General features: G+C 70.0%; 9 protein-coding genes. 7 read left to right on the top strand and 2 right to left on the bottom strand.

Annotated elements, in window-relative coordinates; translation table 11 throughout:
• Positions 1-279: 279 nt before the first annotated feature.
• Both OG948_RS14580 and OG948_RS14575 read right to left on the bottom strand, forming a co-directional pair.
• A complete protein-coding gene (locus tag OG948_RS14580) occupies positions 280-1602 on the bottom strand; it encodes a WxL domain-containing protein (protein ID WP_406296831.1) in 1323 nt (440 codons plus the stop codon).
• Between the two features lie 310 nt (positions 1603-1912).
• On the bottom strand, positions 1913-3163 hold the full coding sequence (locus OG948_RS14575) for a hypothetical protein (RefSeq protein ID WP_406296830.1): 1251 nt from the start codon (positions 3161-3163) through the stop codon (positions 1913-1915).
• An 852-nt stretch (positions 3164-4015) separates the two neighbouring features.
• On the opposite strand from OG948_RS14575, the gene OG948_RS14570 reads away from it, so the two are divergent.
• From OG948_RS14570 to OG948_RS14540, 7 genes are all read left to right on the top strand, one after another.
• Positions 4016-4855, top strand: coding sequence for a hypothetical protein (locus OG948_RS14570; protein ID WP_406296829.1), 840 nt, complete (start codon positions 4016-4018; stop codon positions 4853-4855).
• Between the two features lie 340 nt (positions 4856-5195).
• Positions 5196-6797 carry a hypothetical protein gene (locus OG948_RS14565; RefSeq protein ID WP_406296827.1) on the top strand — a complete coding sequence of 534 codons (1602 nt, stop codon included), beginning with the start codon at positions 5196-5198 and terminating at the stop codon, positions 6795-6797.
• Between the two features lie 280 nt (positions 6798-7077).
• Positions 7078-8901 carry a WxL protein peptidoglycan domain-containing protein gene (locus tag OG948_RS14560; RefSeq protein ID WP_406296825.1) on the top strand — a complete coding sequence of 608 codons (1824 nt, stop codon included), beginning with the start codon at positions 7078-7080 and terminating at the stop codon, positions 8899-8901.
• A gap of 2 nt (positions 8902-8903) precedes the next feature.
• A complete protein-coding gene (locus OG948_RS14555; protein WP_406296824.1) occupies positions 8904-10109 on the top strand; it encodes a hypothetical protein in 1206 nt (401 codons plus the stop codon).
• Entirely contained in the window at positions 10106-10876 is a 771-nt protein-coding gene (locus OG948_RS14550) for a hypothetical protein (RefSeq protein ID WP_406296822.1), read from the top strand. Before OG948_RS14555 ends, OG948_RS14550 begins: the two co-directional genes overlap by 4 nt.
• A 47-nt stretch (positions 10877-10923) precedes the next feature.
• The gene (locus OG948_RS14545) at positions 10924-12294 is read left to right on the top strand and encodes a hypothetical protein (protein ID WP_406296821.1); all 1371 of its coding nucleotides are present in this window, start codon (positions 10924-10926) and stop codon (positions 12292-12294) included.
• Between the two features lie 281 nt (positions 12295-12575).
• Positions 12576-13427 (top strand): hypothetical protein, encoded by an 852-nt coding sequence (locus tag OG948_RS14540; protein ID WP_406296819.1) that lies wholly within the window; start codon positions 12576-12578, stop codon positions 13425-13427.
• The last annotated feature ends 18 nt before the right edge of the window (positions 13428-13445 follow it).

Genomic DNA, 13445 nt, shown 5'->3' with positions numbered 1-13445 from the left:
GCGGAGCGGGGCGGTCGATTCGGTGCCGTGCGCCGATTCGACGTCGGCGGGGTGACACCCGCCCCCGCCGTTGTCACCCGGTCGTTCCTGCTGATGAAACCTGTTTCAGAAAACAGCGCCTCCCATTGAGCCCGGGGGCGTTTGCGAAGTCAACAGCGGAACGCGTTCCGGCGGCAACGATTTGTGTGCGATGCGACGGGCGGGAAAGGGGGACGGGACGCCCACCGCGCAGTGAGGGAATGCGGTGGGCGTCCCGTACCGAAGAGCCGATGACGACGGTCAGGAAATCGACAGGGTCAGCGTCGCGCTGTAGTCGCCCGCGCCCTGGTAGGCCGGAACCTTCAGGTCGATGTCGGCGTCGGCGGCGAAGGTGCCACCGGTGTTGCTCGTACCCTGGGGCACCGAGGCCAGCGTCGCGCCGGCGCCGATGGTGCCCGCGCTGCCCGCGACCGGGGTGCCCTTCGACTTCTCGTCGGCCTTGCTCGCCTTCGGCTTCCAGGAGAAGTGGTCGGCGGGGATGGTCTCGCCGGCCTGCGTCGCGAAGTCGGTGATCGAACCGGTGAGGGTCCACCCGGCGTTGCCACCGCGCAGGTCGGTCACGGTGACCGTGTTGAGCTTGCCGGTCATGGTCTGCTCCTGCGCGCTCACGCCGACCTCGGACAGCCGGATGCCGCCGGACTGCTGGGTGATCGACAGTGCGCCGGCGGTGATCGTGCCGTCCAGCTTCTGGGTCAGGTCGCCGGGCTTGGGCGGGTCGACCTTCTTGCGGACCAGCAGCTGGGCCTGACCGGTGTTGCCCGCGCCGTCGGCCACCGCGAGAGTGTGTTGACCGTTGGTCACGGTGTCGGCCAGCTTCACCGTGCCGGTCAGGTTGCCGGACGCGTCCACCGTGAGGGTGGAGGCGGTGATGCCGGCGGCCGTGCCGTCCAGCGTCGGGGTCACCGTGCCGGGTGCGAACTTGGAGCCGGTCAGGGCCACTTCGCTGCCGGGCTCGACCGCGGTGGTCGGTGCGGTGAGCACCGGCTGGTCGGCGGCGCCGACCTTGAGCGTGGCGGACGGAGCGACGGTGTTCACCGGGTTGCACTTGGTCTCGGCGTCCAGACCGAAGGCCTTGGTGAAGGTCGAGTACAGACCGGGGGTCAGCGTGACGTCGCCGGCCTGGGTCAGCTTCACCTTGCCGGTCATGTTGGTGAGCACGAGCTCTTGGCCCGGCAGCGTCTCCGGGTTGATCCGCTGACCCTCGACGGCGACCGCCCCCGTGGCCGCGCCGCCCAGGGTGACGCTGCCCTTGGGCAGGGTGGAGTCCTTGTCCACCTTGCCCACGACGGGGATCTCCGGCGGCGCCTTCGGGTACGACTTCCAGGTCCAGGTGACGGTGACTTCCTCGCCGACGTCGTAGCGCGCCTTGGCCGGTGCCACCGACAGGTCGATCTTGAGGTTGCCGTCCGGGATCGCCAGGTTCGGGACGATCTGGTTCACGCAGTGCGAGGTGTAGTCGACGTCCGCCGCGTTCGCGGAGGGCGCGAGCGCCACCATGCCGACGGTGCCGGCGATCGTCACGACGCCGAGGGACGCGGCGAGTTGCCTGTTTGCCTTGAACATATGGTGCGTTCCTTTTCTCGGATACCGCTCTGCCGGCGCCGGGGAAGGCGGGGCAGCCGAACACCGCATCGAAGGACCGCGCGTGTGGTCGACTCGAAGTCACACGCCCGCGCGGGCTTCGACGCCGCAAGCGCGGCCGGGCGGGTGCCGTCGCGAAGTGCGGCCCCGTCCGGTCGGTGGAACGTGTTACAGAAATTGTGCTTGATCATTCCCCTTCACTCGGTGTGCAAAGTCAAGGGATGCGGCCGGAAAAACGGCAGGACGCCCTCCTCGTGGGGGTGAGAAGGGCGTCCCGGTGTCCGACGGTGACTCAGCTCAGACTGAGCGTCAGATTTCCCGTGTAGGTATCGGACCGCGACCCGCCCGGAAGGGACAGGTTCAGCAGCGCGTTGGCCTCGAACGCGCCGCCGGTGACGGCGCCGGCGCTCGGGTTCTGTCGGCACAGCACTTCGGCGCTTCCACCGATCGTGCCGGGTACGCCGGTGCCGACGGTGGCGGGCGGGCCCTCGACGGTGATGCAGGCGGGGATCCAGCTGAGCCGCGTGGCCGGGATGATCTCGCCGGCTTGGCCGACGAAGTCACTGGACTGAGCGGTCAGCGTCCAGCCGAGTGTGCTGCCACGCCGATCCAGGATCGAGACGGGATTGAGGCGACCCTCCAACTGCTGTGCGTCGCCGTTGGGTTGGAACTGAGGCATGGTTACGCCGGCCGAGTCCTGGCGCATGAACAGTGGGCCGGCCACGGTGTTCACGGGCGTCTGCGGCACCTGGCCGGTGGGCGGCGGCGGGAGGGGTGGGGTGCTTGACGGGGGTGTGGTGCCGGTCCCGCCGAGCGGGTCGGGAGTGGCACCCGCTCCACCGAGAGTGGGATCGCCGACGGTTCCGGCGGTGGGGTTCGCCGTGGCGCCGCTCGGGGGTGGTGCGGACGGTGTGCCGGTGGTGCCGCCGGCGTTGCCGGACGCGCCGCCATTACCGGAGCCGCCGTTACTCGAGCCGCCATTGCCGCCCGGGCCCGGGGTTTGGGTGATGCCGACCTGGATGCTCGCCGACACCGGCAGGCGGTCCGGATGCACCGGGGTACACGGCGAGTCCCGGATGGCGGTCTGCTTGAGGACGTACGCGCCCGGCGCGAAGTCGATCCGGCCCTCGGTCGCGATGGTGAACCGACCGGTCAGGTCCGCGACCGGGAGCGGTTGGGCGCCACCGACGCCCGGGTGCTTCGCGGGGCCGGTCAGCGAGATGTCCCCGACCTGGGCATTGGAGAGCTTGACCGTGGCGTTCGGCGTTTCGACGTCCGGGAGCACCCCGGTCCACGTCCACGGGTTGCGCGGCGGGCCGACCCAGTGCCAGGTGACGGTCACCTCCTCACCGACCTTGTACGTGCCCTGCTTCGGGGGCGACACGGACAACTCGACTTTGGGCTTCCAGACGAAGTCGGGACCGCCGAGGAGCGGCGGTCGGCAACTCACCTCGTGCTCCACGGCCGTGGCCTGGGCCGGGGGTGCGACCGCCGTGAGACCAGCCGCGCCGGCCACAAGCACGCCCGCCCCCAGCAACGTCAACAGTCTCCTGCGGGGTGGAACCATGTACGGGACGCTCCCTTCCTGTCGGGCCCCGGGCCACTGACCCCGGGGTGGCCTGAAACGTGTTCCATAAATGGGCCAAATGCCCATTGATTCCGCTCGCCTGACGTGGTGTCAAGGGATCGAGTCGGGCTGTGACGGGTTCGGAAAGCGCGAGTACGGAGTGTCGTCGTCGACCCGGCCGAGTGTCACGGTCGGGTCGATGGCGGGCCGATCAGCCGTGTTCCGCGCGGATGCCGACGTGCTCCGGGTCGGCTCTCGCCGGCCGCAGCGGTGCCGATCGTCTCGTGACGGGCATCGAGGCGGGCCACATCTGAACTCGGGGGAATCCATCCGGAGTTTCCGCTTTTGGGAGGTCTTTCGAGAATCACTTGTACTCGACACGTGTCGAGTTTGTGGGCACCTGTCAACCGTCTTGTCGACACAGTGATTTCACAGGTTCACGCGAGATGGAACCGTGTCCGACGGATGCAGATTTTCTGCTTTTCGCTGTTGTCCGCTCATGCCACTTGTCGTACCGTCACCCGAAGATCTGACGTGACATCAAGTACTGGAACAGTCTCGATGTCTCCCGGACGCGCCAAGGGAAGCCCTTCCAGGGAACGCGAGGCGTGTCCCACCGGTGCTCGCGTGGTCCGGTTTCCCGCCCGGTCCGCGCCTCGAAAGGGGGAAGTCGGGTGTGGCGACCGCGTGTACCCGATGAGTCGGGGCGCGTGCCGGGTCGGTGCAGGCCGACATGCCGGAACGGACCTGCTGGGCGCGTGTCGCTCCGGCCGTTTCGATCAGGACTTCTCGATGAGCAAGAGATCCCCCCGAAGGGAGAATCACCGTATGGGCAGGCCCATCAAGCGAACAGCGGGTGGATTGGCGGCGCTCGCCGTCATGGCGGGCGGCATGCTGACGTTCGCGCCGCAGGCGGGCGCGGCGACGTCCAACACGACGCTCAAGTGCGACTTCCAGAGTGACCCCACCGTCAAGGCCACCATGGGTACCAAGCCCGACACCGGCCCCCAGTCCTTTACTGTCACCGGTCCCGCATCCGCCGAGGCGGGCAAGCAGATCAAGCTGAACATCGATCCGGGGGTGAGTCCGGCCGCCTCGCCGCTCGCCACCACGGTCAAGATCACCCCGACGGTCACCTTCACCGCGAAGTACGACGGTGGGTCCGCGGTGGTCAGTGCTGTGGGCGCGACCCTGGATCTGCCGCTCACGGCCAACACCGGGATCGACGTGCCCGCGTTCGCGGCCAACATCGCGCTTCCCGCGAAGGCCGCCGGGAAGGTGGACCTACTCCCCAAGACCTTCGCCCTGAAGATCCAGGTCGCCGAGCCGCCGCTGACCCTGAATGTCCCGTGTGCGGTGACCGACGCCAGTCCGCAGCCGGCCTACTCGGTGACGCTCCCCGCCGCGAGCACGACCGGGGGGAGCAGCACCAACTCGGGCTCCTCCAGCTCGGGCTCGACCAGCTCCGGCTCGTCGTCCTCTTCGAGCTCCACGAGTTCCACCGGAACCACCACTTCGGGCACCACGGCCGGCAACGACTCGCTGGCCAAGACCGGCCCGCTGGACGACGCGCTCTCGATGGGCCTGCTCGGCGGGACCGTCGGACTGCTCGGCATCGGCGGCGTGCTGCTCGCGACCCGTCGGGTGCGATCCTCGCGCAACGCCTGACCGGGATGCGTGGACGGTCGGCCTCCCGGCTGGGGAGGCCGACCGCAGCGCTTGCCGACGCTATTGACTCCGCGACGCGATCGCGGGTGAATGGCTCACCGAAATCTGCAACAGGTTTCAATTCACAGTGCAGGGTCCGCGCCCCGCGAGGGAGTCGATGGACAGTGGGACGGCCGCCTCGGCCGTGTGCCCTTGATCTCGAGCGAGGCGACCGCCCAGGTATGGCACCGGAGCGCCGGGCTCACGACGGCGCGATGCTCCTCGGCACCCGCTCCGGTGTGGTGTTCGACCACCCCGCCCGCCGGTGGCCGGTGGTAACCCCAGAAGGGAGCAGCACCGCATGTTCAGACCCAGCAGGAAGATCGCCGCGACGTTCGGCGTCGCGGTGGTCGCGGGTACCGCGGGATTGGTCGTGGGAGCGCCGACGGCGTCCGCCGCGTCGGTGAATCCGGACCTGACCTGCACCGAGCCGATCCTGCATTGGAACAAGTCCGGGCGGCAGACGTTCGACGTCTCGCTCACGCCGGACACCGGTGACGCACCGGGAACGGTGCAGGCCAAGATCGACGCGGGCGAGAATCCGTTGCGGACGGACACCCCGTTCAACAACATCGGCTTCGTCGGGCAGTACACCTTCACGCTCAGCACCGGCGGGGAAGTGACCCTGACCGCACCGAAGTTCACCGCGAACATCGGTCCCACCCAGGGAATCGACCCGCCCGAGTTCACCGCGGATCTGGCCATTCCGCAGGCCGCACCCGGCACCCGGATCGACCTGACCCTCAAGACCTTCGCCCTGGACGTCTATCTGGCGGGACAGGCCAACAAGGTCACCACGGCCACCTGCCAGGTGACCGGCAACAATGGTGTCGTCGCCTCGTACCGGGTCGCCGACGCCCCGCCGCTCGACCCGACCCTGACCACCACCCCCGGACAGGTCAAGCCCGGCGGCTCCCTCACCGTCGCCGGCGCGAACTGGCCCGAGGGCACGCCCGTGGTCGAACTGTGCGACGCGAGTGGCAACGCATGCGACCCGAGCAAGGTCACCGGGGCGCTCACCGTCACGGATGGTGCGCTGGCCGGTACCGCGACCATCGGCGCGACGGTCGCGGACGGCTCGTACCGGCTCAAGGTCACCGTCGGCGACAAGTCCAAGACCTCGAACGTGACGGTCAAGGCGGACGTGCCGAGCAACCCGCGCAAGCTCACTTTGAACCCGACCCACGGGCCGGTCGGCACCGAGGTCACGGTCGACGGTGAGGGTTACACGCCGGGTGCCGATGTGTACGTGATCCCGACCAACGCCGCCCAGCAGCCGGACGTTCCCGGCCTGGTGATGGCGAAGGCGGGCACCGATGGCAAGTTCACCGCCAAGGTCAAGGTCAACAAGGCCGACACCACGCTGATCGCGGCGTCCGAGGACACCACCGGCACGCTGTCCGCCGGCGCGCCGTTCACGGTCGACGGGGGCAACCCTCCGGTCGACACGCTCGAGCAGGACCTCACCGGCAAGATCGCCGGCGGCGCTCTGACGATCTCCCAGGAGAACGGCGGGATCAAGCTTTCCGACGTGACCCTGAACGGCACCCAGCAGAACATGACCGGCGCGCTGAACACGGTGACGGTCAAGGACTACCGCGGTGGTGCCACGGGGTGGACGCTGACCGGCGCGGTGACCGACTTCGGCAATGGCGCGGGCGGCACCATCCCGGCGGACAAGTTCTCCTGGACGCCGAAGGTCACCCCGGGCGAGGGCTCGCCCAGCCAGGCCGTGGCCGGCAGCGCGGGGCCGATCGGCAAGACCGGCGCCACGCTGGCATCCGCGCCCAACGCGGACGTCACCGGTGGCACGTTCGCGGCCGACGCGGGTCTGTCCCTGGCGGTTCCGGCCTACCAGGCGCCCGGCAACTACAGCGCGACGCTCACGCTCTCCATCTCCTGACCGGATTCCCGACCGAACCCTTCGGTACGGGACCTCGATCGGCCTCGACACCAGGGGCTCGTGGGCCACGGAAAACCAGCCGTGGTCCACGGTCCACCGGTGCGGGCCGCTGCGGATCGACGCAGAGCGGAGGGTGGGGCGGGCAGCCGGCCCGTCCCGCCCACACCGCACTCGCCCGATTCGCGCACCCGCGACACCCACGCACACACGCGGGCCCTTCGGATCCGCTCCCGAAGCCGGCCCTATCGACCCGCAGCACACAGACCAGCTGGAGACACCCATGACGGGCACCTCGGCCCCCCCGAGCCGCCGGCAAGGCGGACGCATCCGATCCCTGGCCACCCTGTTCGCGGTGCTGGCCACGCTGTTCGCGTCCCTGACGCTGGTCGCGCCGACCCCCGCGTCGGCCGCGGGCAACGGTGAATGGTCGGTCGACCCGTACGTGCCGGACGGCACCAGCCAGAACGCCCGTCGCTACTTCTTCCTCGAAGGCGCTGCCGGCACCACCGTTCCCGACGTGGTGACGCTGCACAACACGAGCCAGGCGCCGCTCACCATGAAGCTGTTCGGCGCGGACGCGTACAACACGCCGCGCGACGGCGGCTTCGCGCTGCGCACGGTCACCGACAAGCAGAAGGACGTCGGTACCTGGATCCAGGTGGCGCCGGAGAACCAGACGCTGACCCTGCAGGCGGGGGAGAAGCGCCAGGTCCCGTTCAACATCGTCATCCCGCCGAACGCGACCCCCGGCGACCACCCCGGTGCCATAGTCGCGCTCAACACCGCGATCGAGGGCACCCAGCAGCAGGGCCAGATCAAGGTCAACATCCAGCGCCAGATCGGCGCCCGGGTGTATCTGCGGGTGCAGGGCGACGCGCTGCCGGCGATGGACGTCCAGAAGCTGGAGGTCGAGCGGGACGCCGGCTTCGGTCAGTTCTTCGGGTCCTCCGACGCGAAGATCACCTACCGGATCATCAACCGGGGCAACGTGATCCTGCGCCCGAAGTTCGAGCTCCGGGCCGAGGGCCTGTTCGGGCGCAAACTGATGAGCAAGGCCGACGAGGGCATCGAGATCCTGCCGGGCGCGACGGTGGAGAAGGTCGTCCGGTGGAAGGACGCGCCGCGGCTGGACCACGTCACGGTCAAGGTGAACGGCGCGGTCGCGGACCAGAATGTCACGGACTCCGCGAGTACCTCGTACACGGCTGTTCCCTGGCCGAGTCTGCTCACCTTGGCGCTCATCCTGCTGCTCGCCGGCGGCGGGTGGGGTGTGTGGCGCAACCGACGCAAGGGCAACGGTGGCGATCCGGCAAAGCCCGGTGGCCCGGCCGGTCCGACCGATGACACCACCGTGTTGCCGCCGATCCCGGGCGAGGTGGGCGGTGCGGAGACGGCTGCGGAGAGCATCGACGCGGCTGCGCCGGCCGAGGAGCCGACGACGGTCGAGCCCGCGAAGGCAGCGGCGGTGGCGGGTACTTCGAGCGAGGTCGAGGCAAGCGGTACGGCGGCCGAGCCGGCCGCGGTCGCGACGCCGGCCGAGGCCGCCGATGCCGACGCCGACGCCGACGCCGAGCCTGTCGTGATCGAGAAGGCCGACCGGGACGAGAAGACCCCGATCGAGGGTGCTGCGAGCGACGGTGAATCGGCTCGGGGCGACGAGACCGCCGACGTCGAAGAGAAGCCGGCCGACGCGGAGGCGACCGTGACGGCAGGGGATGGCCAGGGTGTGGCGGGAGGCGAGGCCGACCCGACCGAGGGCGCGGCCGCCGTGAACGAAGCCCCCGCCGAGAAGACTTCCGTTGCCGACGAGCCCGGCTCCGGCCGGCCGGCTACCGGTGAGCCCATTGCCCATGGGCCCGTCCCCGACGAACCCGCAGCCGCCGATGACATCCGGGACACGGCTGCGGAAGCGGACTCCGTCGAGCAGTCGGCCGCCGCCGACACGTCCGCCGAGGCCGAACCGGTCACCCCGGAGGCCGCGCCCGCTGCCGAACCCGCCAAGAAGGCCGTCAAGCGCCCGAAGGGCAAGCAACCGCCGGCGCGCCCTCGCCCGGACGCGCCGGCCGCCGAGGACTCCGCCGATTCCGCGGGGGTCGGCCGTTGATCATGGGCAACCGGGTCGGTCACGCAGTTCGGGTCGGCCGCACGCGCGGTACCGCCCTCGCGCTGATCGCCGTGCTGTTGCTGGGGCTGGTTGCCCTCGGCGGCACGGCGCCCGCGCGTGCGGCGGACCCCGCGCCGGGCGCGGGACCGAGCGCGTCGATCGACCCGGGCAAGGTCGCGGCCGGGGACAAGGTCTCGGTCGTCGGCGGCGACTGGACCCCCGGTTCCCTGGTCCAGGCGAGCATCTGCGGGGAGAACGGCCTGCGCGGCACGGTCAACTGCGCGGCGGCCAGTGCCGCGAGCGGCACCGTGGACGCGGGCGGCAACGTCGCGATCACCCTGACCGCCGCCATCCCGCCGTCCCCGTGCCCGTGTGTGGTCCGGATCGCGGTGATCATGAACGGCCCGGCCAAGGACGCGAGCGTGCCGCTGGAGATCGACGGAGCGCCGTACGCCCCGTTGCCGCAGGCGGTCAAGACACCCGGTCGACTCGTCTTCATCGACAGCCACATGGCGGGCGAGGACTCGATCTTCACGTGGTTCGGCTCGCCCGTGCAGCGCCGGTTCCGGATCGAGGTGGGCAACATGGGTCAGCAGCCCATCGTCAACCCGACCTTCCGGATCGGCTTCTATCAAGGGGTCTACGCGCCGACCTGGGAAGACTACGAGTCGCACATCGTCATCCCGCCGGGCAAGCGCACCACGATCTCGCTCCCGGTGGAACTGAAACCCCGTCAGCACGGCACCTTCAGTTGGCGGGTGACGTACGACAACCAGGTCGTGGACGAACAGGCCCTGGAGGTCGGTCGTCCGTGGGGTGTCTACATCTTCGGCGCGCTCCTGGTGATCGTGGTCCCGGTGGCGGCGTGGCGGTTGTTCCTGCGGATCGTCGAACTCATCGGCGAGCAGCGGGCCCGCCGCGCCGGCGAGCGCGAGCGCGAAGTCGGCCTGGCCGCGCCGCCGTCGCGCCTGACCAGGGATGACAAGAACCGCGCGTCCGGCGAGGACAAGGCGGACGACGGTACATCGGAACCCAGGACGGCCAATCGACGCCCGACCGAAGTCGGCGCCGAACCGGTCGACCTGAGCAAGCGGCCGATCCGTTCGATGGTCGAGACGGTGGTGATCGGCGGTCCGCTGTACGCGGGTTCCGAACCCGGCGAGGACGATCATCCGCGCGCCGACGAGTCCGGGGGGCGTGATCGATGAGCGCGCGACCCAGAGGGGGACTCGGCGCCCTGATCGTCACCGGGGCGGTCCTCGGCACTGTGCTCGTGTTCTACTACGGGCCCGGTGGCGGCGAGTTCGGACCGTCGCACACCAACGTCACCGATCAGGCCGGTCCGAGCGGCGGAGGCAGCTTCCGGCCCGTTCCGTCCGACGGTGGCGAAGCCACGAACCCCCCTCCGTCGAGTGAGGGTTCGACCGGCTCCGACACGTCCGGGGGGACCGATGGCGCCGAGTCGACCCCCGGTGCGGGAGACCTCGGCTGGGACACCCGGATCGAGCAACCTCGGTCCCCGGCGCGGGTTGACGGCAATGTCAACCCGGGCGTCCTGGCCGTCAGCACACCCGGCACAGGACAGAGCCGGCTCACCGTGGACCGAGTCGGCGGCATTGCCAGGGGCGCCCTGAATCCGATGCTGGTTCAGGACTTTCGCGGGTCGCGCAACGGGTGGACCCTCACCGGCGCGATGTCCGACTTCCGGGCGGAGAACGGGACCCGGATCGAGGCGCACAACCTCGTCTGGGACCCGTACTGCACGCCACACCCGGGACGCGGCCCGTATCCCAGCTCGGCGAAACCCGGCAACCGGGCGCAGTCGAGCCGCACGGCAACCCTGTGCTCGACGTCTTCATCCTCGAGCGTCACGGGAGGTGAATTCGACGTCGGCGCGGAGCTGACCCTACGGCTGCCCGACCGGAACACGTCCGCCGAGAGTTACTCGGCGACCTTGACGCTCACGCTCAGCTGACCAACACGACGGGGTGAGTCCCGCCCCGACGAAGGGAGCACAACCTGATGAGCAAGGCCAAGACAAGACTCGCCATGACGGCGATCGGCGGCATGTTGGTCGCCGGTGGCGGCGGGATGTTCGTGTTCGCGCCGGCGGCACAGGCGGCGCCGACGAGCGCCAAGGTCGCCATGACCTGCACGTTTCCGGCGCAGCTGAACATGCCCCCGGCGAACCTGGACATGAACTTCGAACTGGAGGCGCCCGCCAAGGTGGCGCCCGGCCAGGACGCCGTGGTCAAGGTCAGCATGGGCAAGACCGTCAACTCGCCGGTGGACCTGGGCGCCGGCGTCGATTTCTCCGTGGTGATGGACGCCAATGCCGCGGGTGTGTCCACGACGCCACTGAAGATCACCGGCGACAAGGGCAAGTTGCCGGCCCTGGTCAAGGGGCAGCCGATCACGCTGCCGGCCTTCGACGCCAAGATCCCGGTGCCCGCGAATGCCGAAAACGGCAACCTCGACCTCACACTCACCCACCTGACACTGACCGCCGTGGTCAAGGTCGAGTGCGCGCCGACCACGTCGCCGAAGTTCCTGACCCTCAACGTGGACAAGGCCACCCCGAGTACTTCGGCCTCGCCCTCGACCTCCTCGTCTCCCTCGACGTCTTCGTCTCCCTCGACGTCCTCGTCGCCTTCGACTTCGACCTCGGCCGAGCCGCCCGGCCCGCCCAACGGCAAGGAGGTGAGTGTCGCCTACGCATGCAAGACCGTCGGCTCTCCGATCGACATCCCGGACACCACGCCGACGTTCGGCGTCACGGTCAAGGTCGCGAGCACCGCCACCAAGGGTGACGACCTCGACATCTCGGCGTCGTTCAAGGACAACACCGTGGGCAGCGTCCCGGCCGGCATTCCGGCGGCGCACATCAAGTACACGCCGAAGTTGACCATCGACGTTGCGCAGGGCGAGAACAAGCGCACGGTCGACGTGGTCGGCCCCGCGAAGGAGGCCGACCCCCAGCCGGGCGACGCGCTGAAGGTGGACGGTCCCCTCACCGGCAAGTTCTCCGTCTGGGGTGGTGGCGACTTCACGTTCAGCCCGGGCGCGCTGCGGATCGACACGCACGCGAAGTTCGGCGAGCTGGAGATCGATACGTACACCGACTGCAAGGTCACCACGACCGCCGTCTCGGCGACCCTCAAGGCGAAGGGCGACGCGGGCAGCCCGCCGCCGCCCACCCTGACCCAGTCCCCCACGGGCAACGTCGGCAGCAACGGCGGCAGTTCCGGTGGCACCACCGGTGACCTCGCGCACACCGGCGCCTCCGGCGGCGGCATGACCGCGTTCGCGATGGCGGCCGGGACCGCGGTGCTCGGCGCGATCGCGCTGATGTTGTTCGTGCCCTACCGTCGACGGATTCGCAACCAGGTCTGACATCGCGTCCGCGCGCGGCGCCGGCCGGGCGTCGCGCCGGGCACGATGAGCGGACCGGGTCGAACTCCACCCGGCAGCACGTGACGCGAAGGGTCCTCCAGTCGGTCCTCACCCGACCGGAGGGCCCTTCCGCCGTCTCGTGCCCCCGCCCACCGCGCCCTGGCGATTCCCGGCCCGATGCGCCGACACTCCCGCCGCACCCGAACCCGTAATAACGTCACCCGCAGGTCCCGCCACCCCACCCGCACTCTCGCCACCATCAGAAGGGAACGCGACCCCCGATGGCTCTCTCGGCTCCACGCTTGGCGGGCGCCGCCCTCGCCCTGGGTTGCACGGTCGGCCCGGCGCTCGCGCTCGCCCCGCCCGCCGGCGCGGCGGAACCACTGACCGTGCAGGTGCACTGCGTCATCCCGCTGGATCAGCCCGCGGTCGACGGCCCGCAGCAGATCACGCTGGAGGCACCGAGCGAGCCGGTCCGCCCCGGCGACAAGGTGCGGATCAAGGTCACCCTCGGCGGCAGCCCCGCGACCAGCCCGCTGCCGTTCCCCGGCACCCCGCTGACCCCGTCCATCCAGCTCGTGCTCTCCGGCGGCGCGAGCGGCGAACTCACGCTCCAGGGCCCGAAGATGCGGGTCGACATCCCGGGTACGCCGGCGCAGATCGTGGTGCCGCCGTACGAGGGCGAGGTCACCGTGCCGCTCGACGCCAAGGGTGACATCCGGATCGCCCCGGGCAAGATGGTCACCAGCACCGCGATCTTCGGCGACCAGATCACCACGTGCTTCCCGACCGCACCCGCGCCGCCCGCGACCACGCTCCGGGTCGACCTGTCGGCGAAGGGCCTGGACGGGCCGTCCGGCAACCCGGGAGATCCGGGTGCCGTGCCGCCCGCGATATCGGGCCAGGCGTCGGCACAGGGCCCGATAACGCTCGCGGAGAGCCCGGTCGCGAGTGTGGGCGAGGTCGCCCGGGAAGCCGGCCGAAACGGCGTCGACGTCGTGAGCCGGGGCGAGGACGACGGCGACATCTCCGGCGGCACCATCGTGATGATCGCGGGCGGCGCGCTGATCCTGCTGATGGCCGTGGTCACGATGGTGTACTCGTGGCGTCGGCACTCGGACGACGAATGGTGACGAGGCTCGACGTCGGCG

The sequence above is a fragment of the Embleya sp. NBC_00888 genome (genome assembly GCF_045207655.1).
Lineage (GTDB): Bacteria > Actinomycetota > Actinomycetes > Streptomycetales > Streptomycetaceae > Embleya.
The sequence above is the reverse complement of the archived record's forward strand: the minus strand, read 5'-3'. Positions and strand labels throughout refer to the sequence as shown.